This window comes from Haloferax marinum (assembly GCF_009674625.1).
In the GTDB taxonomy this organism is placed as follows: domain Archaea; phylum Halobacteriota; class Halobacteria; order Halobacteriales; family Haloferacaceae; genus Haloferax; species Haloferax marinum.
Window position 1 is genome coordinate 2257861 of the sequence record NZ_WKJQ01000001.1, and the last position, 20807, is coordinate 2278667.

General features: G+C 55.9%; 20 protein-coding genes and 1 tRNA gene. 13 read left to right on the forward strand and 8 right to left on the reverse strand.

The features are described from left to right. Nucleotides 1-45: 45 nt before the first annotated feature. Nucleotides 46-1080 carry an isocitrate lyase gene (gene aceA, locus GJR99_RS11435; protein WP_151112265.1) on the reverse strand — a complete coding sequence of 345 codons (1035 nt, stop codon included), beginning with the start codon at nt 1078-1080 and terminating at the stop codon, nt 46-48. Beyond that, on the reverse strand, nt 1077-1367 hold the full coding sequence (locus GJR99_RS11440; protein WP_151112267.1) for a hypothetical protein: 291 nt from the start codon (nt 1365-1367) through the stop codon (nt 1077-1079). The genes aceA and GJR99_RS11440 overlap by 4 nt, the downstream gene beginning before the upstream one ends. 314 nt (nt 1368-1681) lie before the next feature. Here GJR99_RS11440 and GJR99_RS11445 point away from each other — a divergent pair, with 314 nt between their 5' ends. The 5 genes from GJR99_RS11445 to GJR99_RS11465 all read left to right on the forward strand — a co-directional run bounded on the left by GJR99_RS11445 (nt 1682) and on the right by GJR99_RS11465 (nt 7277). Beyond that, nucleotides 1682-2635, forward strand: a complete 954-nt coding sequence (locus GJR99_RS11445; RefSeq protein WP_151112269.1) for an ABC transporter ATP-binding protein — start codon at nt 1682-1684, stop codon at nt 2633-2635. Further along, nucleotides 2632-3399: an ABC transporter permease gene (locus GJR99_RS11450; RefSeq protein ID WP_151112271.1), complete on the forward strand. Its 768-nt coding sequence runs from the start codon at nt 2632-2634 to the stop codon at nt 3397-3399. The genes GJR99_RS11445 and GJR99_RS11450 overlap by 4 nt, the downstream gene beginning before the upstream one ends. A 235-nt stretch (nt 3400-3634) precedes the next feature. Continuing rightward, nucleotides 3635-3823, forward strand: a complete 189-nt coding sequence (locus GJR99_RS11455; protein ID WP_151112273.1) for a hypothetical protein — start codon at nt 3635-3637, stop codon at nt 3821-3823. Between the two features lie 374 nt (nt 3824-4197). Further along, on the forward strand, nt 4198-5826 hold the full coding sequence (locus GJR99_RS11460) for a gamma-glutamyltransferase family protein (protein WP_151112275.1): 1629 nt from the start codon (nt 4198-4200) through the stop codon (nt 5824-5826). Nucleotides 5827-5927: 101 nt separating this feature from the next. After that, complete coding sequence (locus tag GJR99_RS11465; protein ID WP_151112277.1) at nt 5928-7277, forward strand: hypothetical protein; 1350 nt, start codon at nt 5928-5930, stop codon at nt 7275-7277. A 61-nt stretch (nt 7278-7338) separates the two neighbouring features. Here the strand turns inward: GJR99_RS11465 and GJR99_RS11470 are convergent, their stop codons facing one another. Next, entirely contained in the window at nt 7339-9222 is a 1884-nt protein-coding gene (locus GJR99_RS11470) for an ABC transporter ATP-binding protein (RefSeq protein WP_151113942.1), read from the reverse strand. A 154-nt stretch (nt 9223-9376) separates the two neighbouring features. On the opposite strand from GJR99_RS11470, the gene trmY reads away from it, so the two are divergent. The 3 genes from trmY (at nt 9377) to GJR99_RS11485 (ending at nt 11724) form a co-directional block, all read left to right on the forward strand. After that, entirely contained in the window at nt 9377-9973 is a 597-nt protein-coding gene (trmY, locus tag GJR99_RS11475; RefSeq protein ID WP_151112279.1) for a tRNA (pseudouridine(54)-N(1))-methyltransferase TrmY, read from the forward strand. A gap of 83 nt (nt 9974-10056) precedes the next feature. Beyond that, a tRNA-Pro gene (locus GJR99_RS11480) sits at nt 10057-10129 on the forward strand. Nucleotides 10130-10857: 728 nt separating this feature from the next. Next, a complete protein-coding gene (locus GJR99_RS11485) occupies nt 10858-11724 on the forward strand; it encodes a hypothetical protein (protein ID WP_151112281.1) in 867 nt (288 codons plus the stop codon). A 459-nt stretch (nt 11725-12183) separates the two neighbouring features. On the opposite strand, the gene GJR99_RS11490 is transcribed toward GJR99_RS11485, so the two are convergent. Beyond that, nucleotides 12184-12879, reverse strand: coding sequence for a hypothetical protein (locus GJR99_RS11490; protein WP_151112283.1), 696 nt, complete (start codon nt 12877-12879; stop codon nt 12184-12186). Nucleotides 12880-12981: 102 nt separating this feature from the next. On the opposite strand from GJR99_RS11490, the gene GJR99_RS11495 reads away from it, so the two are divergent. After that, nucleotides 12982-13554, forward strand: coding sequence for a hypothetical protein (locus GJR99_RS11495; protein ID WP_151112285.1), 573 nt, complete (start codon nt 12982-12984; stop codon nt 13552-13554). A 257-nt stretch (nt 13555-13811) separates the two neighbouring features. Here GJR99_RS11495 and GJR99_RS11500 read toward each other — a convergent pair whose 3' ends face one another. Continuing rightward, nucleotides 13812-14396 (reverse strand): hypothetical protein, encoded by a 585-nt coding sequence (locus tag GJR99_RS11500; RefSeq protein ID WP_151112287.1) that lies wholly within the window; start codon nt 14394-14396, stop codon nt 13812-13814. A gap of 1088 nt (nt 14397-15484) precedes the next feature. On the opposite strand from GJR99_RS11500, the gene GJR99_RS11505 reads away from it, so the two are divergent. After that, nucleotides 15485-15628: a hypothetical protein gene (locus GJR99_RS11505; RefSeq protein ID WP_154325984.1), complete on the forward strand. Its 144-nt coding sequence runs from the start codon at nt 15485-15487 to the stop codon at nt 15626-15628. 482 nt (nt 15629-16110) lie between these two features. Here GJR99_RS11505 and GJR99_RS17980 read toward each other — a convergent pair whose 3' ends face one another. Next, nucleotides 16111-16368, reverse strand: a complete 258-nt coding sequence (locus GJR99_RS17980; protein ID WP_449405219.1) for a type II toxin-antitoxin system HicB family antitoxin — start codon at nt 16366-16368, stop codon at nt 16111-16113. Between the two features lie 297 nt (nt 16369-16665). Between GJR99_RS17980 and GJR99_RS17640 the strand changes: the two genes are divergently transcribed. The 3 genes from GJR99_RS17640 to GJR99_RS11525 are packed head-to-tail and all read left to right on the forward strand — an operon-like array spanning nt 16666 to nt 19610. After that, complete coding sequence (locus tag GJR99_RS17640) at nt 16666-17787, forward strand: hypothetical protein (RefSeq protein WP_225317617.1); 1122 nt, start codon at nt 16666-16668, stop codon at nt 17785-17787. Nucleotides 17788-17793: 6 nt separating this feature from the next. After that, complete coding sequence (locus tag GJR99_RS17645) at nt 17794-18948, forward strand: hypothetical protein (RefSeq protein WP_225317618.1); 1155 nt, start codon at nt 17794-17796, stop codon at nt 18946-18948. A 5-nt stretch (nt 18949-18953) separates the two neighbouring features. After that, a complete protein-coding gene (locus tag GJR99_RS11525; RefSeq protein WP_151112289.1) occupies nt 18954-19610 on the forward strand; it encodes a hypothetical protein in 657 nt (218 codons plus the stop codon). Between the two features lie 116 nt (nt 19611-19726). Here the strand turns inward: GJR99_RS11525 and GJR99_RS11530 are convergent, their stop codons facing one another. Next, entirely contained in the window at nt 19727-20497 is a 771-nt protein-coding gene (locus tag GJR99_RS11530; RefSeq protein WP_151112291.1) for a serine integrase family protein, read from the reverse strand. After that, nucleotides 20490-20693 (reverse strand): hypothetical protein, encoded by a 204-nt coding sequence (locus GJR99_RS11535; protein WP_151112293.1) that lies wholly within the window; start codon nt 20691-20693, stop codon nt 20490-20492. Before GJR99_RS11535 ends, GJR99_RS11530 begins: the two co-directional genes overlap by 8 nt. Nucleotides 20694-20807: the final 114 nt, after the last annotated feature.

Below are 20807 nucleotides of genomic sequence, written 5' to 3' on the forward strand. Positions count from 1 at the left end.
ATTTGTTGTTAAGAATTGGTGTGGCAGAAATTCTGCGTGGAACCCCTAGTCGTCGTTCGAGGTGATGGGGTCTGCCTGGTCTTCGCTGAAGCCTTCAGACTGCTCGATGCGACGTCGTGCTTCGGGGTCGAACTTCGTCTCGATATCCTGATACCGCGAGACGAACGAGAGTTCGTGGTGACTCTCGGTCGGGTGGCCGAGGTAGCGTTGTTCGAGGTCGAACTGTCCCTGTTCGTCCTGTTCGGCGAGCTTTTTAAAGTCCTCGTAGACGGAGTGAGCGCCCGAGTGGAGACCGAACAGCGTGATGAAGATGTACTTGTAGCCGAGGTCACCCAGTTCCTGGAACGTGAGTGGGTCTTCTTCTTCCGACCACGCGAACGACGACGAGTAGTTGAACGCGAGTTTCAGGTCGGGATGCGTCTCGTGAATCGTCTCGGCGTACTCGACCGCATCTTCTCTGCTCGGGTTGGGCATCTCGGGCCAGACCAGGTCGACGCCGGCGTCGGCGTAGATGCGGCCGCGTTCGAGGTGTTCTTCCCAGTCACCGTTCGACGAGCCGTAGGCGTCCGTGCGAGCGATGATGATGGTATCCTCGCTCTGCTTGGCGTCGACGGCCGCCTCGAAGCGAGCACGGGCCTTCTCGCGGGAGACGATTTGCTTGCCTGCGATGTGGCCACAGCGCTTCGGCGTCGTCTGGTCTTCGATGTGAATCGCAGCGACGCCGGCCTTCTCGTACTCGCGGACGGCACGGCGGACGTTGTGGGTTCCGCCGTAGCCAGTGTCACAGTCGGCGATGATGGGGAGGTTGGTCGCTTCGACCATCCGCTTGGCGTTTTCGACCATCTCGGTCATCGTGACCATCTCGAGGTCCGGGAAGCCGAACTGGCCGAGGACGGTCGAGTAGCCGGACATGTACGCGGCGTCGTGGCCGGTCATCTCGGCCAGACGGGCGTCGAGTGCGTGGTACATGCCGGGGGCGAACACGAAGTCCTGCGTGTTCAGCATCTCGCGGAGTTCGCGGGCTTTCGGATTGTCGATATCGCGGGTGAAGACGTCGCTGTCGAGTTCGGTCGGATTCATTGGGTGTCGGTAGGAGTCGTGGTCTGCATCGTCTGCTCGATCCGGTTCAGTTGGCTACGGAGCGCGGCGAGTTCTCGTCGGATGTTCGTCATCTCGTCTTCCTCACCGGGCTGCTGGATGAAGGGGACGAGCGGCGCGTCCATGTTCTCAATGTCGTTGGGGTAGCGCCGCGATGGCCGGGGAGGGCGAGTCGTGGTCGTCGAACGAGTGTTCGTCGCCGTCGAGGGCGTGGTGGTCGTCGAGCGGGTCGTCGTGTCGGTGCGAGTCGTGTTGGGTCGGTCTGTCATTGGTTACGTCGGGGGTGTGGGTGGTCGATAGGGGTCGAAGCGGGTGTCGGTCGATTTGTGCTGTGCTGCGTCGGATACTGCGGATACTACCATTGTGCGTTACCTCACTCGGTTCGACTCGAGAGCGATATTAAAAGTTAATCATTTATAATGATAATATTCGTTAATGACTTATTTTGATACGGTCGAATAATAGGTGTTAATTTGGCATGTCACAGCATAGCAAACCCTCACCAGTGGCCGTGTCATGCGTTCACAGTGCATTCCGCGTACAGCACGCTTAATCGGGTCCACACCTGACGACGCAACAGCGAATGGCATCTGCGATAGAGATACGAAACCTGACGAAGTCCTACGGCGACGTCACGGCGCTCGACGGTGTCGACCTCGACGTGCCCGAAGGGTCGTTCTTCGGACTGTTGGGTCCCAACGGTGCCGGAAAGACGACGTTCATCAACATCCTCGTCGGCCTCGTCCGCAAGTCCGGCGGGACGGCGACCGTCTTCGGATACGACGTCGAAGACGACTACCGCGAGGCCCGTGACCTGATTGGGCTGGCCCCACAGGAGTTCAACGTCGACAAGTTCTTCCCAATCCAGGAGATTCTGGAGACGAAAGCCGGCTATCACGGGATTCCACGAGACGTGGCACGAGAACGCGCCGAAGAGGTCCTCAAACGCGTCGGCATCTACGACAAGCGCGACACCCGTTTCGATTGGCTCTCTGGCGGGATGAAACGCCGATTCATGCTCGCACGGGCGCTCATCACGGACCCCGACCTGCTCATCCTCGACGAACCGACCGCGGGCGTGGACGTACAACTCCGCCACGAACTGTGGGAGACCATCATCGACCTCAACGACAAGGGGACGACGATTCTCCTCACCACGCACTACATCGAAGAAGCAGAACGGCTCTGTGACGAGGTGGCGATTCTCGACTCCGGCCGAATCATCGAAGTCGCCAGTCCCGAGGAACTGATGGACCGCGGCACAGACGACATCGTCGTCCAACTGCGCGACGAACCGACTGCTATCCCCGACTTCGCGGCCGACGACGACCGGGTCGAATCCGTCGAACTCGACGGCACCCGACTCGTCGTCACCGCCCAACAGGGTGGCCTCGTCGCCCCCGACGTGGTGCAGGCGCTCGACGACGCCGGCCACGAAATCGTCGACCTCGAAATCTCGCGCACGTCGCTCGAAGAGGTGTTCGTCGAGATGACCAGACAGGGTGAGGGTCGCGCGACGATGGAGGTCGACCAATGAACGTCGACCTGACGGGCTTTGTCGCCCTCCTGCGTCGTGAGATACTCCGATTCGTTCGCCGCCCCCGAAACACGTTCGTCCCACCCTTTATCACGAACGTGCTGTACTTCTCGGTGTTCGGCGTCATCCTCGGAGAGCGCATCGACCAGATTGCAGGCGTCCGGTACATCCTGTTCATCCTCCCCGGACTCATCGTCCTCGGGGCCGTCTCGAACGCCTTCGAGAACGCCTCCTTTTCTATCTTCCACGGTCGCTGGAATCGGTACATCGAGGAGGCACTCACGTCGCCGCTGTCGTACACGTCGATGGTCGGCGCGTACATCCTCGCCAGCGCGACTCGCGGCTTGGTCGTCGGCGTCCTCATCGCCCTCATCGGTGCGTTCTTCACCGCCGTCGGCGTCGCCAAACCGTTCTACCTCGTCGCGTTCATGCTCGTCATCACGCTGTTGTTCGCCTCTATCGGCGTCGTCGGCGGTCTCTGGGCGGAAGACTGGGACGACCTGACGATGATGAACCAGTTCATCCTCCGACCGCTCGTCTTCTTCGGCGGCGTCTTCTACTCGCTCAACGAGATTCCGGAACTGTTCCGACAGGCGTCGCTCCTCAACCCGATGATTTACATGGTCAACGGCGTCCGGTTCGGCTTCCTCGGCGTCACGGAAGTCGACCCGAACCTCTCGCTCGGTATCCTCTCCGGACTCACGCTCGCCATCGTCGGCATCGACATCGCACTCTTCCGACGTGGCTACGGACTGACCGACTGACTTCGGCGCGTTTCGGCCGTTTCGGTCGCTATCTGTTCTTTTGGGTTTGTTGAATATTTGGGAAGTTGATAGGACCCGTGTGCTGAAGAGAGAGGGTGGGTGTATCATCTGAGACCCTCAATTGTTGCTCCCATCCCGAACCAGACGAACCACACAGGTTTTCGAGGAGTGTCCCACGAGCACTGAGGCCGCGGTAGCGGGAGGACTCATATGTAATAAGAACGTGACGTCCGTCATGGACCTGCCTACTAAAAAAGAGATGACCTACATTGCGGTCATCGCCCTGATATTCTCTCTGAACAGTTTGTCGTCCGGTTTCGCTGTCGCACTTGGGTCGTTCGTCGGGACTGTCGTGTTCCTCTCGGTACTTGCGATAGTTGTGAAGACGACGCTCGACCTTTTCGCAAAACGCATCGGGCAATGAGTCCGAGGTAGGGAGTCGTCAGAAGTCGAACAATCCGGCATAGGGTGTCCCCACAAGCAGTAGAATGGCAAACCCGAGGAGCACGCCGAGATTATCAGACGCGATGTAGATAGACCGCGAGAAGCGGCATCTGCAGTCGTGCGAAATCACATGGAGTACCATCTTCCCCGAACCTATGTGTTGCTTTCACAACAAGAACGTGAGAAACTACTGTGAGAAACTACTGACTGACTCGCGCCCGCTATTCAGCACGCCTCGACAAACTAGCATGGCCGGAGAATTCAACAGCACGTCCTTCTCTGTGTCCTCCCGACGCCTCCGTCACCCTCTCCGGGAGCCGAAAGGCTATGCGGTGTGTTTACGAAGCTCACTCCATGCCCGAATTAACTCCCGACCTCGACCGCTTTACCTCCCGGCGGTCGACTGTCTACGCCCCCAACGGCGTCGTCGCAACGAGTCAGCCACTGGCCGCGCAGGCGGGCGTGGAGATTCTCGCGAACGGTGGCAACGCGTTCGACGCCGCCGTGGCGGCGGCCGCCGCACTGAACGTCGTCGAACCGACGTCGACAGGCCTCGGTGGCGACGTCTTCGCCTGCTATCGAACCGCCGATGGCGAGGTCGGCGCGATGCGCAGTTGTGGCGGCGCACCCGCGGCGGCGACGCGTGACGAGGTTCGCAAGGCAGTCGCGTCGGACGAGGGTGTCCCGCTCTACGAGGCGACGATGCCGGAGACCGGTGCCCACACGGTCACCGTTCCTGGGACGGCACGCGGGTGGGAAGCGACCCTCGACCGCTTCGGTGCGAAATCGTTGGGAGACGTACTCCAACCGGCGATTCACTACGCGACAGCAGGCTATCCCGTCACGGAAGTCGTGGCGGCCCAGTGGCAACACGGCGAAGGCCTGTTCGAATCCGACCACGCCCGCGACGCGTACTTGTTCGATGGTGCTGCGCCGACAGTCGGCCAGACTGTCACACTCCCGAAACTCGGTCGCACACTCGAACGAGTTGCCGACGAGGGCGCTGACGTCATCTACGAGGGCGACGTCGCGGCGGCCATCGCCGACGAAGTTCAGTCGAACGGCGGATTTCTCACGACCGACGACCTCGCCGCCTTCGAACCCGAGTTCGTCGAGCCGGTTTCGACGACGTACGGCGGCGTCGAAGTGTACGAACTCCCGCCGAACAATCAGGGACTCATCGCACTCGAAGCCCTCAACGTCGCAGACGAAGTCGACGCCGGCGACCATCCGTTCGGTTCGGCCGAGTCGGTCCACCGATTCGCCGAGGCGACGAAAGTCGCGTTCCACGACGGCCACCGCTACATCACCGACCCCGAGTACGAGGAGATTCCTCCGCTTGCCTCTCGTGAGTGGGCGGCGAAGCGGGCCGAAGAAATCGGCGACGAGGCGAACCACGACGTGACGTTTGGCGTTCCAGACGCCCACGCCGAAGACGCCGACACCGTCCTCTGTTGTGTCGCCGACGCCGCCGGCAACGTCGTCTCGTTCATCAACTCTCGGTTCGCCGGATTCGGGTCCGGACTGGTCGCGGGCGACACCGGCATCGCCCTGCAGAACCGTGGCGCGTCGTTCTCACTGGACGACGACCACCCGAACCGGCTGGAACCCGGAAAACGTCCGTTCCACACGCTCGTTCCTGGCCTCCTCGAATTCGGTGAGAACGACTGGGCGGCCTTCGGCGTGATGGGCGGGTACATGCAACCGCAAGGGCACGTGCAGGTCGTCTCGAATCTCGTCGACCACGGCCTGCCTGCACAGGCCGCTCTCGACGCGCCTCGCTGGCGGTACCGCGAAGACGGGACGCTCGCAGTCGAAGACCGACTCGCCGGCCGTCTCGGTGCGAAACTCGCCCGAAAAGGCCACGATGTTCGAGTGCTCCCGGCGGCGATGTTCGGCGGTGCACAGTTCGCCCGCTGGGACGACGGAACGCTCTCGGGGGCGACCGAACCGCGGAAAGACGGACAGGTTGCCGGCTACTGAGGAGTCATCGGCATGGGCTGGCTGAGTTCGTGCCGAGTGGTATCTATGTCGTATGGTAGCACGTGAGTAACGCTAAAGGGGTCTCACTCGACAGATGGTGCATGGTTCCGCTCGGGCGACGGGAATTTCTCGCGGGTGTTGGCACCGCTGTTGGCGTCACGGGAAGCCTCGCGGGCGTCGCCGGAGCATCGCAGTCCGAGTCTAGATTCGACCCAGTGCGAGACGGATTCGGGTTTCCGAACTGGGCGTCGAAAGATACGTGGTATCCGGAACACGAGCACGTCCGCGTCGACCCGGCGTCGGTCGAAGCGCGGATTCGACGCGAGTGGAAATCGACCTTCGCCGAAGTGTTTGGATACGCACTCTCGAACACACCGGGAGCGCTGCTCACGCTCCTCTCTCGACAGCTCTCCGTCTCGGTCAACCAACTCGCGGCGTCGAACGGACACTGTTACGGCATGACCTATGCGGCACAGCGCTACTTCGAGCGGCCGGGTGACCTCCCCGACGAAGTCGACGTTGCCGCCGAGGTGTCCGACCCGGAGATTCCGCTCGGGTCCGACGAGGGGCCAATCGGTGACCTCATCGACCACTACCAGACGCGACAACTGCTCGACATCCACGCGTGGCTTGGCCGCCGTCGGATGTTCCGACCCAAACACATCGACTTCGAAGCAGAACTCGCCGCGCTGGTCGCAGTCATAGACGAGTTCGGGACGGCCGGCGTCACGCTCGTCGACACGGTGTCGGGAACGTCGCATCAGGTCCTCGCCTACGACTACACCGACACGGCCGATGGGGCACAGCTCGCACTCTACGACCCCAACTACCCAGCCCGGCAGTATCGGCAGACGAAACGGACGTTTACTATCGACGCGAGCAAGACGCGACCAGTATCGGGCTATGCCGAATACGACGCCTTCGTCTTCAACCGTTGGGACCGCGCGATTCGGTCGAACGCGGACACCACGTCACCGGTAGAGAGCAACTCCCGTGACGACTTCGGGCACCTCTTGAAACGAGTCGTGCGCGTCGCTGTCGATACGAAAGACGTCTCACTCGCCATCGTCGACCCGGACGGCAACCCGGTTGGGAGAAACAACTCGGGGTATATGGACCGGCGACGGACCGACGTGTGGGCGACGCGGTATCGGTACGACGCGCCACCGGGACGGTACCGTCTCGCAGTGGTCGCCACTCGAGAGACAGACTACGAGATGCGTGTGCAGGTTGCGGGTCTCGAAACTGAGGCACTCGATACGAGAATTTCGAAGGCGATGGCGTCCGGTGAGGTCCACGAGTACGTCGTCGACGTCCCCGAGCGTGGCACACCGTCGATAGCGCGGGTCTACGAGAATCCGACGACGCTCATCCCGAATCTGGACCCGGCGAGCGTCGCCGTCGGTGTCGCAAGCGGCGCAGCACTCACCTATCTCGCCCAGTCTCGGTGAGGTCCTCGTTCACTCTTTTCTTCCGTCTCCCTCGTTCACTCTTTTCTTCTGTCTCCCACGCTCACTCTTCTCCTCCGTCTGTCGTCACACCGTCTGTGAGTAAGTCGGCAGTGCGACCACGCTCGACGAGTCGGTCGATGAGGTCGGCAGAGATTCCAGACACGTCGCCCGCCTGTACCCCCCAGAGCGTCGCGTACAGGCCGCCTTCTGCGACGAGTTCGTCGTGAGTCCCGGATTCGACGACCCGCCCCTCGTCGAGGACGACGATCGTGTCTGCGTGTCGAACCGTCGAGAGACGGTGGGCGATGACGAGCGTCGTCCGCCCTGTCGTCAGTCGGTCGAGCGCGCGCTGGATGAGCAGTTCCGTCTCGGTGTCGACGGCGCTCGTCGCCTCGTCCAAGACGAGTATCTTCGGGTCCTGAAGCATCGCGCGGGCGATGGAGAGTCGCTGACGTTGCCCTCCAGAGAGTTTCACACCGCGTTCGCCGATGCGCGTGTCGTAGCCGTCGGGTAAGTGTGAGACGAACTCGTGTGCCTCGGCGGCCGTCGCGGCCGCGACCATCGCTGCGTCTGTCGAATCGAACGCCCCGTACAACAGGTTCTCCCGAACGGTTCCGTCGAACAGATACACGTCTTGACTGACGTACCCGATGGCCTCACGGAGGCTTCGAATCGAGACGTCACGAACGTCGTGGCCGTCGACGCGGACTGCACCCTCGGTCGTATCGTAGAGACGCAAGACGAGTTTTGCAGCGGTCGATTTCCCCGCACCCGTCGGCCCGACGAGCGCCACCGTCTGGCCGGGCTCGGCAACGAACGACACGTCGGAGAGGACCGGCCGACCTGCCGCGTAGGCGAACGAGACGTCGTCGAACTCGATGCGACCGGCGACGGGACCGAGGTCGACCACGTCGGCGGCGTCTCGGACCGTCACGTCGCGGTCGGTCAGCCCGAAGATTCGCTCGCCAGAGGCGCGAGCGTTCTCGTAGGCGTTGACGATGCGTCCTGCGCCAGAGAGCGGGTCGATGAACCGCTGGGTCATAAACAGGAACGTGACGAACTCACCGACGAGGAGTTCGCCGGTGAACGGCCCCGGCGGCCCGGTGATGAGCCAGATACCACCGATAGCGAAGGTGGCCGCGAAGGCGACGCCTGCGAGGAGTTCCATCGTCGGTTGGTAGAGGTAGTCCAACCGAACCACCGCGAGCGCGCGTGTGTAGTAGTCCATCGACGCGTCGGCCACGCGCTCGGTCTCGTACTCCTCTGTCGTCGAGGCTTTGATGACCTCCATCCCGGCGATGTTGTTCTCGATACGCGTGTTGAGCGCGCCGACGCTCGCGCGGAGGGCGCGATACATCGGCCGAATCGTCCGCATGAACCAGACGGTGAAGACTGTGAGCAACGGGACGGCGACGAGGGTGACGGCGGCGAGTTGCGCGTTCAAGTAGAAAAGCACGCCCGCGATACCGACGACGGAGACGACGAGTTGCAGGCCACCCGAGAGCGTGCTGTCGAGGAACGTCCGCAAGTTTCGCACGTCGCTGTCGAGAATCGACAGTAATTGTCCGGTCTGTTTGTCGTCGAAGAAGGTCATATCGAGGTGCTGGAGCACGTCGTAGGTGTCGACGCGGACGGCGTGCTGGACGCGGTTCGAGTAGACTGCCAGTCCGAGTCCCTGTACCCACGAGAGGCCGACGCCGGCGGCGAACGCCGCGATGACCAGCCAGAAACTCAGCCAGAACTGTCCCGAAATCGTCGCCGGAAGCCACGTCTCGGGGACCAGCGGAAGGCGATACGCGGTGTTCTGGAAGAACACGGCGTCGATGGCGACACCGAGAACCAGTGCTGGGACGATACCCACGAGTCGGTTGAGGACGCTCGCTAGCAACCCCACGACGAAGAACGGGAGGTTCTCGCGTCCGTATTCGCTGAACAGACGGACCATCGGGTCGCGTCTGGATTGGGTACTCACTTACCTCGGGTAAGCGTCCTGCCGATAAGACGTGCGCGGTGGGGGATACCTGTGCACCCGCGCACACGCTTGCTCGTCGTCACTTCGAGTGAACAGGGCTAAGGCCCTCTCCGGCCGAGTCGCTCTCATGCGTCAATTCATCGTCCTCGGCCACGACGTGCCGACGACACCCGACTTCTCGCTGGACGACATCGCCGGCGGTGCCGGCCGTCTCGACGTCCTCTGCCGCTGTGTCAACTCTGCGTTCTTCCTCTCGCACGACATTCGCAAGGACGTGCGCGTCCACCTCGTCCTCGGAGACGAGTACACCGTCCGATTCGAAGGCTCCGAACTCCGGCGACTCAACCCAGACGAGCGCTCGACTGCCGCACTCGTTCGGAAGGCACTGGAGAAACGCGACGAGGCCATCGGCCACATGCCCGCCGAGTCGTCGCCGGGCGTCTCGATTCGCCGGATGGGATTCGAGGCGACGCTGGAGGAGGCGGCCCGCGATTCGACTGTCGTGGAACTCCACGAAGATGGTGACCCCGTAGTCGACGTCGAACCCCCGGAGAACCCGCTGTTCGTCCTCTCGGACCACAACGACTTCACCGACGAGGAAGCCGAGTTGCTGGCAGATGTTTCGGATGAACGAGTTCGTCTGGGTCCGGAAATCCTCCACGCCGACCACTCGATTACGGTGGCGCACAACTACCTCGACACCAAGGGCTATTCGCAGTACTGAGCGGCGGTGACCGTGTGTCATCGAGTCTGACGGTGGCCACTAATCACAACTGTTAAACGCAATCGTGGCTTGCCTCAAAATGCGGGCCGGTGGGGTAGCTTGGTATCCTTCGGCCTTCGGGTGGCCGTAACCTCAGTTCGAATCTGAGCCGGCCCATTTCTTGCTACCCTCGTTTTGGTGCCGACAACAATCGCCATACAGCGACGGGTTTCGCACTGCTATCGCGCCCATGGTGGGGTTGATTCCATTTGCAGTGCAGTGGGTGGTCAAAGCAGTCATGCGATTTCCGTAGAGCCGACAACGGATGGTGAACGAACCGTAATAAAACCTTGCACCAGCCGACGTTCTCGTGCGCGCTGATGCATTCACTATCAACAATCAGAGGGATCGTTCCCGAGGAAGATCGAACAGTTGCTTAGGTTTCCCGAACAGACGGTTTACGACTGGTTGGACGCGATCGCCGAGGGCGGCGAGGTTGTGCTCGGCGACCGGGGGGAGTCCGCCTGGGACTATATCCAAAAAGGTGCGAATCCTCTTTTTGAAGTACTTTTCGCCGGTAGTTCTAGCCGAACAGCGGTGGCGGTCGCGCGAGTGGTGTCGCGCGTGACGTCGCCAGCGACGTGCGACTGCGACCTGGAAGTGTGAGGAGTGAATGTGAGTCGAGATTCCTGCAGTGATGAAGTGAAGTGTGTCGGTTTCATTTCGATTGTGGGGTCTTCATTTCGACGACGGCCCCTTCATTTCGAAGATGGTGAATCAGTGGTGAACCGAGGTGCGCGTATTGGTTCCGACCACAGCGAGGGTGATGCGCGATGAGTGACAAGGAAGCTCTGATTCCTCTCCCGTACCCGGAGCATTAACTGACAGAACAATAGACACTAAGTATGGATTTCTCCCTTGAGGACGGCCTCTCAACCAAACAAACAGCAGTAATCATCGGCGGGGCGATACTCCTCGTTCTCAGCATCATCGTAGCCACCGATCAGCAAATACTCAGCATACAGGGGGCAGGGTTACTGATGGATGGGGTCTTGACAATCGGCACGCTTGGGTATGTCTTCCTCACGTACAGTATGGTATCACAAATGCGGCGAGACATCGAAATTCGCGAACGACACCAATTCCGACCGAACATTATCGAACGGTTAGAATCAGCCTTGTTACCGCTGAGAAGAGACATACAACGAATTCGCAGGATTATCCGAGACGGGGAGCCCGGATGGAATGGCCCGAATGAGACTGTGATCGGTGAATCGGTTTATCGGTCATATCACGAAGTAAAACCGGGATACGGTACTCAGTCTATTCCACGCTTCACCGCGCATATTGACGTGGACAATGGCTTGACTTACGATGTGTACCAGTCGGTAGAGAAGTATTCTGATACCTACCAAGAGGCAGTATATGAGATCCAACGGCTGATCTTGGAAGAATTAGATGATTTCGAGGGAGATTCTGATCAGGTGCAGGACTTCGCTGTGCTTGCGTTGAAGGTGGATGACGGCGTTCGTGGCCATTCACTTTGGGACGCTTGGAAGGATGAGATTGTTCCGTTACGGGATGAAATCCCGGATTTGATGTCTGAACTCGACGAACTCAGGAACGACGTGAACACGGCGTGTCATAAGGCGTTCAGAGAGATTGATCCAGTTCTGAATGAGACGTTGAAGGAGTATAGTATTAGCGAGGATGAGTTAGGCCCGGATTCGCCTCCTGAGCGGGGCGATAGCCTTGCGCCGGCGTTACGTTAACGAGAAAGTTGATCTTTGGAGAGAACGCGACATGACTCATCTCCCAGCCTGATTTTTGAAACAGATTCCAAAACTGTGGGTGTGGTGGGAGTCTGTAGCACCCCGAGAGGATCCGTGAGCGCGAATATACGTATATGCGCGTACCCGTCTATCTGGACATTCGGTTAGTTGTGTATACTACTATACACAGTGCTCTCGGTCATCATTGATATCATGGTGCGCGTTTCCCAAACGATAATCACAGTATGTCGGTGCATTCTCTGAAAAATGATTTCTGACCACGTCCCAAACGTAACTCCGAGAGACACCGCGAATCCCAAATGAAAACTAGTCGTGTATGTGCATATTTGGCTACCCGGTAACACGAGTAGCCGGGTTCGCGTGTATTCGAATATGTGAATATCCGAACACTCGCCTCTGTTGAAACCCTCTGTCGTTGATAGACGAACTGACTGTATCTCAAATCCAGATGCCGGCGCTGGTCAGTGGGTGAGTACTGTCGTTACGTTCCACATCCCAACCTGCATCTTCGAGTTCTTGTTCAATACCTTCCACATGGCCTTGGCCGCATAGAACCAGTATCTCCTCGTACCCCTTGTCCTCGGCAGTTTCCAAAATGGACTCAGACATGATGTCGTCCCGAATGCCTTCACCGCCCACTGCAAGGATGACCACTCCTGCAGAGAAGCCAAGTGGAGTGAGACATGCGATGATGACTGAGCTTAACCCAACGGGAATCATGCCAAAAACGGGGGATCCGATGAATGGGTTGAGTAATGCGTAGGCGACCGCCGCAACCGCGAGGTAGTACAGACGCCGGCGAGTCTCACCCTGGGCGAGGTACCATACCTCGTGTAACTCAGCGTCGATTTCATCTTCGATGACGAGGTCTCTCCTCTCTGCCTCTTCCCGTGCATCCCACCCACAACCAGGGATGAGTCCGTAGACCCAATCACTCGTCAGATAGATGAGTTCGAGCGTGAGGTACCCGAGGAGAAACAGGACGTATCCGTGCGTGTACGAGTCCAATTGGATAGTCGCGCTTCGACCTTCAACGAAGAGTGCATCTGCTGTTGACGTATCTCTTTCAAGGAGGTTCTTGGCGTCCCGTGGGGAAGCGTGGAATTCGCCCTGTACAACTGCCTCAAGTGTCACAGTAGAGAACATTCAACACCGTGTAATAGATTTTTCGAGCGAGTTTGTTTCGAATTAAATCGGTCTTGAGATTTATTATGCTGAAGTGCAAATGGTTTGAAAATGGTCAGGTATCTACGCGATGATCCCAATTCAGTTTACGCAATTGATGATGTCAAAAACCCAGGGACTGTTGGCACACCATTTGATTCTGGGACATCTACTTCTTATGAAGAATTCATATCGGAGGTTCCTGGCTTCCAGGGAGCAGCAGACGCGTATGTCTATGCAATTGAATTACTCAGAAACTCTGACGATTCAATTTGGTATTACGTAGGACAGAGTCATGCAGACAACGGCGAAAACGGACTTAAAAATCGGATACGGAGCCATACATCAGGATTCAACGAGGCACGTACAATTGTGAGGCACGATGATGAAATCCTATTAGGGCGAACCAAGACCTCTGCATACCGACCGCCCTCAGATTCTGACTCACACCGGGTTATCGGTGTAGAGCGAGTAGAGTCACTCTTCCTCGAGAATATTGAGGTAGAGGCACCCAATGAGTATTGGGAAGAAAATATGGATTATCCGAGCTCACATTTCACTTGTGTTGTAGACGAGATGGAGAGGAGAGTTGCATTTGAGGTCGCAATTGAAAATAACACTACTAATGTGTTGGGTGGAAAATAATGTCCAAGCGGCTTTCGTAGCGTTTTAGGTTTGGTATCTGCGGTGCAGAGTCCCCTCTATTTTAGACCTTGAAGAGATCTGAGAGACACCACATTCGAAATGAATCACGCTTGGCATTCATGGTTTCACTTGGTCGAATTCGATTGAATTGAGGTTACTGGACACCGCTAAAATCTTCAGAGCGATACAGGAATATCGTGTCGATTGCAGAGTGTGTACGAACCAGTTCGCAACAAAAACCATGAGTGGCTATGACGCTATTTCAGGTTCTCAAGGATCTGAAGGAACCGGAATGCAGGGGCACCATGGTTACTGATATCACCATCTGCCTCTTCTCGAAGTTCCTGAATCCGTGCGGTGTAGTCTTGGTTGATGATGAGTTCGAGTTCCTCACCAGTTTCGTCTTCGAACCTTTCTGTGAGTGCTTCAAGACCTCGGATGATGTCGCTGCCATTCTGCCAGCCTGAGACGACAGGTGCCCAGAACTGGTATGAGTGTTTGTCGGCGTTCCCGAAGGTGTCATTCACGTATCGGTAGTCCTCGCGGAACTTCTGCTCAAGTTTTTGCAGTGAGTACTGGTAGGCCTTGGTGTTGGTGTACTCTGTCCACCAGCCATCATCTGGTGACCCCGAATATAGATCTCCACTCATGTGGGTCACCACTTCACAGACGTACACGTTTTGCTCACCGGTGTCTCGATCGTTGTCGATGGCAATCACGTCGGCCTCCATCTGGTTTCCAGCCTCCTCTGACCGGTTGTTGTAGCTGACCACCTCGCATCCGTTCAATCGCTTGTGATACGCGCCAACCAGTAGTTCGCCCCAACTCGCATTGATAGACATAACGTCACAATGATTTTACTTTGATAAGAACCCTTGGGGGTATTCTGTCGATGAGTTTCTGAAGGTACGGGTACGTGTGTAGCTGGGTATTCAGATATTCACACACCCGGTTATCTCGCTATCCGAGTAATCGAGAACGTGTGTGTTTGTCTATTCGAATACCGATATATACGGATCTCCGTGTGCAGTCTGTTGTAGCGGTCATGAGTAGGTGTTCACCCTCCAGTTGGCCGTTGAAGTGGGTCTGAAGGCACTGAGAGACGTCTCACCAGACACAAAGGTCGGAGGACTGCAAATCGCGAGCGAGAAAACGGAGTTGAACCACCTTTCGCCGAACTCAGCGACTCACGACCTGAACACGCCAGTCCTACCAATCTCTACAGCCTCCGCGGAGGCTTCTCGTTCATGCTCAATCTCTTCTAACTCGTAACCAAGTAGCCTCTCAGCATCTTCTTCGGAGATCTCTCCCAGCACATATGGCCGATGCAGTGCAATCTTTTCCTCGTCGCTCAGTTCTCGACCAGGACGTAACTCGGCGTGCTCAAGCTCTTCTCCTCGGTTAAAACCCCGTATCGAGGCGAACCCTCCTCAAAATCATCTATACCTCGTCTACAGTTGGAACCCGCAAGAACTCTATCGAGCCCCGACTCACGTGAAAACTCGCCGGTTCAGCCTGCTCTTCTCGACACAAACACCGCGTCTCCCAAACGAAAAATCGCTAGGTTGCGGTGGAATTGTTTAGGAAGGGCGTGTCGACCGGACACCAAACGATACACACAGACAACAGCCCGAGTTCCAAATGAAAACTATGCTTCTATCTGGGTAGCCGGACATCTGCGTACCCGACTAGGTTGTTATGCGCGCTACCAGGTATGTGTGCAACTCTCTATACGAATATGCGAATATACAGATATCCGTGTGTCGGCATCAAAACCCCGGAATGTTAACCGTGCAGGTGTGTACTATCCAATAATGATCTGCTATCGGCCAGACACAGACCGATATGGAGGATTCAGCAAGTCGAAGGAGTTGGAGAACGCGGAGTTGCCACCTGAGCGACCTCGAAGGGATAGAGGGTGACAACAACGATGACTGACCCCCGTGATGACGGAAAGGAACCGTATCCTGATGATGTCGAGGAGGGCTGGCCCGACGACGATGAGGAACTCCCAGTATACACTGGCGTAGCGAACGAGGATTGGAAGTGTTCGTATCCCAAAGATACGGATTAATCGGTGCTGTATTGCCCATTTGTAACTGGCAGTCTGGCTCACACATTCCCAAATAAAAACTGTGTGTATCTGGGTATTCGGATATCAGCGTGCTTGGTTAGCTTGCTATACGAGTAGTTGAGTCTGGGGGTAACTGTATATGCGAATATTTGTCTATCCGTGCATTCTCACCTCCTGAAACCCTGAATAACGACTGCACTCAACGAGAGGCAATGAGCCGCTGGACAAACTCACACAGTCGATGTTTGGGAACTGTACTTTCGAAGGTAATCCAGTGCGGTGGTTAGGGGCGATTGACTACAGAGATTAGCGCCGTAGACCCAAACTGACGGCGAAAATCAGAGATACCACGATTAACACGGCACCCACAGCAGGGGACGGATTCACGAGTCCAAGTAACCCGAGCGTTCCGAGAACCACCATCCCAATAGCGATTGTAATCAACAGGATATCCTGGTTCTCAATCACGCGCATGTAGTCCCCTAAGGCATCCCGTCAGGCGTGTCGATTCCCTCTGTGACGTCTTCTTTGTCGATACCAAACCGCTCCAGCATCTCGGTCTGGTAGTTGTCGTCTCCCGGTGCGTGGGGTTGTTCGTGGAGCTTTGCTGCCTCTCGCGCCATTTTGACGGCCTCGGTGGGTGTATCTCCTTGACTGGCAACACCTGTATCAACGTGGACGGCGACCCAGACGTTCCCATCTTGGGTAAGCTCGTATTCTGGAGGTGTTTGGGAGATCATTGTTTGCGTATCTATTCTGCCCACTGCGATATGAAATCACGTCTGAGGCCAATCCGTGTCGGAGAAGCCTGTTTTGCTAACCAACTCTCATTTACACTTTCGGTCTGGCTCACTCAGTTATAATGTCATCAAGACACGATACTAGTGTATCGCCCTGAGTAGTGTAGGCCAATTCATATCCCAATGCTGAACACACACGTGGCCTCCGTAGTAGAGGGAAAGGTACATTAAACAACCCGTCAGAAATTAACGAACAGTAATCACCCACAATCCTTGGATTTGCCAGCAAGGTGAATAATGAAAAAGTCAGGAACCCTGCTCGATTTCGCTAAGATTGACACGCTTTCAAAGCTGTCACAATACACCGAGCAGCGGGTACAACGTGAAGACGACCCTGTTAGAGCAATAACCTTCGTTTCAGAACGACCGCCCGTCGATGTTTTTGACGAATTTGACCCATCCGGTTTCCGCATCGAACTCGAAGACCAAGGCGAGTTCATAACCGCTTCTCTCACCCGTCGGCTGAAGGGCCAAGGTGAGGAATACGACGATGACGGATATCGGTATGTAGAGGGTGAATTCTACCTCTTTGCACACGACAACTCTGACGTCTATACTGCATACACAATCTCAGACAGCGACTTCTACAACTACGGACTCAAGCGGTACCTCCAAGCCCTCCCACCAGAACTATCGTTGTCTTTCATGGATAGCGGCGACCTTCGGCGCCTGTTCGAAGCACTCGATGACAGTATTGATGGTCAACTCATCGCAACAAGGGCGGTCATCAAGTCTCCAGGTGCGAACACAGATGTTCGGTATTTCGACGACACTGATTACTTCGAGGTGTTCAACTCACCAGAAGTCGCTGAAGAAGATTACTACGTAGACAAGTTGGAGTTTGAAGTCAGGCAGTCATCTCGAGACTTCAGTGGACAAGTCTCTCGAAAGGCTGAGTCTCGCTTCGTGAACGGCGAGAGCGCAATTTACTTCCAACTCTTGTTGGAGAACATTGCCTCACTTATTTCCGACAAGAGCGACCTATTTTCCAACCGATCACGTGAATACGGCTCCAGAGAGGCCGAACCAATACAAATCACTTACCGAGAAGGAGCAATCGAAGGGCGCGAAGAGAACTACCGGTTAATCCGTGCGCTGGACGGTCTGAGCAAATCTTCGGTCACGGTCTATCACGACAACCCGTATATGCACGCCTCTGTCCTCGACTTCAACGATGGAACCACAGCAGATGTATTTCTAACCTCCGACAGCAATGTTTCCATTATCCCTGGGTTCAATGCCTCGCAGCGAGCCCTCTCCCGAATCACCGACCAGATTCTTGAGGGCTTCCGTGAAGGTGACCTCTCCGTTGGGCGTGGGTCTAAACGAGATTTTGACGACTACTTTTCAGAGGGGTAGACACGCATGGGTGAGGAGGAGTACCGAGAATGCGTTGACGCTACCTTCGAGAGCTTTCGAACCTACGATCAATATGTCGACGTCGTCTCCAGCTGGGAACACTTTCTCACCGAACAGTACGATACCAATGACACGTTCTATTTCGATCGTTTCCCGGCATATTTCCCATCTGATTCGGATACATCGTTAGAACCCAGTTTCTCGGCACTGTTCAACGAGGACTATGGAATCGTATTTGATGTAAACCAAAAGCTTCCATCAGTCGAATCCCAATTTGAAACCAGACTCAACGAGCTGGAGCAATACGACCAAGACTTGCAGTTCCGCACTGGAAACGGTGATCTGGTCACCCCTTCACAGCACGATATCGCGCTGTTAATTCACGGGGATAACTTCCAAACCGAGAAGCTCCGGATCAGGAATGCACTTGAGGATGGTGAGTTGGATGTGGAGTCGAATCTGGTGTTGTTGAGCTACCAGTACATCGATCAGGATACTAACCCAAAGTACCAGTTCCAGAGGGCCTCGATGGTCGGGGATAACTTCGGAGATGACGCCCTACCCGACGCCCTTCAGATGAGTACTCGAATGTCGATGGAGGGGGGTACGTTTGAGAATATCAACATTCCGGCAGAGGTTTTCTACGACCGAAAGGCTACCGGGGTGTTGTTTAACACTGAGCCACCGTCACTGTATCTTGCGTGCTATGTCTGGCATACGGTGTTCTATGACCTCTTAGACGATGACCAAAGAATTGTCTGGCAGCGAAGAGACCCGACTAAGACCCTCGACTTGGTCGTCGATGTTAGTGACCTTACAGAGCGTCTGAACCGGGACTACATCCCAGGCGGCGGTGTGCATGAAAAATGGGTAGACAATACGTTGGAGTACATGTGTGTTGCCGAAACTGCAGAGAAAATCTCCGATGGTGAGTACTACGTGAAGTTCCGGAATCTACGAGACAAGCGTAGAGAGTACAATGACACGCTCAGCGACCGGAGTGAACACTCGGATTTAGCCCACCTCTTCGCTGAGTGGCACTGTGAGAATACAGTTGAGTTGGAGAATAGAGAACTGAATGAATTGGTGAAGGCAGATTCAGCGAACGGGCCCAATAAGCCTCGAGAAGACCTCACACAACCTGAACTCGGAGAGTTCTGATACGAATGGACGGTGATGCCCAAGTAGTGATTGAAAGGCGATTTTCTGCAAAGGAAGACTTGGCTGATCGGTATCAGGAGATGCTGGACAGTCAGTTGTCTGCAATTGAAAATTTCGACACAAAGGCTTGGAGGGCAGCACGGCTGGTTGGGATTCTACTGGGTGTACTTTTCACTGGTGTGTCGGTCTTCTCTTCAGAGGTTTCTGTGGAATTGACTGTAGAGTATCTCCCAGTAATCATAGCAGTAGGTTCTGGGGTTTCGGCACTGATTATTTCCCTCATCTTTGCTGCGTTGTGTATTCTAAGTACAACAGCTGGGTTCGGCCTCAGGGTGGAACTTGCAGATGCCCTCAACGAGGGTGAAGTCAATGAGGAGGACTATCCTGGGATTGTCACAAAGAGCTACTCAAAGAATATCGAGAACAACATCAAAGTAATGCGGGCAAAGGGGAGTCGGCTCCGATATGCTCTTTCTGCGCTGGTTGCTGGTATTCTAATGCTTTCGACGGCAGGGATTTTTCTCTTCGTGACGCTTACGTATTGGACTCAGATTGGATTCTTGGTCGTTGTCGCGGCATTGATTGTGTGGATCCTATACTACATCCTGACGATGCAGTATTCTGTGTTGGAGACTGAAGATGATGACACCGATGGAGACTGAGTTCGTGCCTGCCAACTGCTCGTTGTATCTGTGAATAGGTAAAAAGACGACCGAGAACGGAATTCTACAGGCTAAAAGTAGGGGGTAACCATATTTGTGAGACGACTTCCTCGCGTCTATTGTCGTAGTGTTTCTAAACCAGAAGGATATTCGACACTGTATTCTTCTGCATCGGTCAGATACGCTTCCCTTCGGGAGAGAATATTTGCGATGGTTCCTTGACCGATACCGGTCTCGTCTTCAATCTCGCGGTAGGTCGCGCCACCGTCACGAAGGGACAGAACACGGAGTGCTCGCCGAAAGTCGTCCCCAGGTACCTGTGCAGTCTTCGCATTGTTGTATGTGTAGCCGTACTTCGGTCGACCAAGGTCATCACCACGTTCTTTCTTCCGTTCGATAGCGCGGATGGCGTCCTCGATTTCTTGTTCTTTCTGCTTGCGAGCAATCAGGTGTTCAACGCTGCTGCCGACACTATCGACTTCGTTGTCGTCTTTCCACAGTACGAATTCAGCGTTACCGAATACGGTCGCTGCGCGTTTGATTTCGTTGAAGAAATCGTCGCGACTGATGCGATTCTTGTCTTTTCCAATGACGTACTGAAACTTGCCGGTCTTGAGCTCCGCGAGGAGTGTTTGGATGTCCCCGTTTTGGTCGAGGAGCTCGCCGTCGTACTCGTTTGGGTTGCGAGTGTATGTTGAGAACCCGGTGTGAATGCCGATGTCAATAATTTCCACTTGCGCTCCGGTGCCGAATAGGCCGATGCCGCTAGCGTGACAGTCAACGAGGGAGCAGGCAATTCGTGGGAGAACTTCTCGTTGTTCACGTAGGGACTCCTTCGCACTGTCTCCCTGACTTGACCTAATGAGAACAACAGCACGTTCACTCATCGTCCTCACCGTTTTCGTCGCGTTCGACGAACTCCACTTCGACCGCACCCGTATCCGGATTAACCGACCAGTGAATCTCCAAATTTTCCGCCGGAGGTGCACCTTTGATCATGCGTAGGGGTTGGGGGATGGTAGTAGCGACACTGGACTGGCCGCGTGGCCATGCTTTCGTCTTGTATGTAATCCGTTCTGTCATGATTAGAGGGCGTTTCAGGCTGGTTCTATTGTGCCTTACTCTATGTATTATTGTGTGCCTTATCTTTATAAGTAATTGGGGTTAGTGTAGGCCGCTGAGAAAACCCCGGTATTC

Bases quoted from the DNA above. Each gene is read 5' to 3' on its own strand.
- GJR99_RS11500 (WP_151112287.1), bottom strand. From the start codon at position 14,396: ATGTCTATCAATGCGAGTTGGGGCGAACTACTGGTTGGCGCGTATCAC.
- GJR99_RS11470 (WP_151113942.1), bottom strand. From the start codon at position 9,222: ATGGTCCGTCTGTTCAGCGAATACGGACGCGAGAACCTCCCGTTCTTC.
- GJR99_RS11455 (WP_151112273.1), top strand. From the start codon at position 3,635: ATGGACCTGCCTACTAAAAAAGAGATGACCTACATTGCGGTCATCGCC.
- GJR99_RS11460 (WP_151112275.1), top strand. From the start codon at position 4,198: ATGCCCGAATTAACTCCCGACCTCGACCGCTTTACCTCCCGGCGGTCG.
- GJR99_RS17980 (WP_449405219.1), bottom strand. From the start codon at position 16,368: ATGATCTCCCAAACACCTCCAGAATACGAGCTTACCCAAGATGGGAAC.
- GJR99_RS11485 (WP_151112281.1), top strand. From the start codon at position 10,858: ATGGATTTCTCCCTTGAGGACGGCCTCTCAACCAAACAAACAGCAGTA.
- GJR99_RS11495 (WP_151112285.1), top strand. From the start codon at position 12,982: ATGGTCAGGTATCTACGCGATGATCCCAATTCAGTTTACGCAATTGAT.
- GJR99_RS11530 (WP_151112291.1), bottom strand. From the start codon at position 20,497: ATGAGTGAACGTGCTGTTGTTCTCATTAGGTCAAGTCAGGGAGACAGT.
- GJR99_RS11445 (WP_151112269.1), top strand. From the start codon at position 1,682: ATGGCATCTGCGATAGAGATACGAAACCTGACGAAGTCCTACGGCGAC.
- GJR99_RS11525 (WP_151112289.1), top strand. From the start codon at position 18,954: ATGGACGGTGATGCCCAAGTAGTGATTGAAAGGCGATTTTCTGCAAAG.
- GJR99_RS17640 (WP_225317617.1), top strand. From the start codon at position 16,666: ATGAAAAAGTCAGGAACCCTGCTCGATTTCGCTAAGATTGACACGCTT.
- GJR99_RS11465 (WP_151112277.1), top strand. From the start codon at position 5,928: ATGGTTCCGCTCGGGCGACGGGAATTTCTCGCGGGTGTTGGCACCGCT.
- trmY (WP_151112279.1), top strand. From the start codon at position 9,377: ATGCGTCAATTCATCGTCCTCGGCCACGACGTGCCGACGACACCCGAC.
- GJR99_RS11535 (WP_151112293.1), bottom strand. From the start codon at position 20,693: ATGACAGAACGGATTACATACAAGACGAAAGCATGGCCACGCGGCCAG.
- aceA (WP_151112265.1), bottom strand. From the start codon at position 1,080: ATGAATCCGACCGAACTCGACAGCGACGTCTTCACCCGCGATATCGAC.
- GJR99_RS17645 (WP_225317618.1), top strand. From the start codon at position 17,794: ATGGGTGAGGAGGAGTACCGAGAATGCGTTGACGCTACCTTCGAGAGC.
- GJR99_RS11440 (WP_151112267.1), bottom strand. From the start codon at position 1,367: ATGACAGACCGACCCAACACGACTCGCACCGACACGACGACCCGCTCG.
- GJR99_RS11505 (WP_154325984.1), top strand. From the start codon at position 15,485: ATGACTGACCCCCGTGATGACGGAAAGGAACCGTATCCTGATGATGTC.
- GJR99_RS11450 (WP_151112271.1), top strand. From the start codon at position 2,632: ATGAACGTCGACCTGACGGGCTTTGTCGCCCTCCTGCGTCGTGAGATA.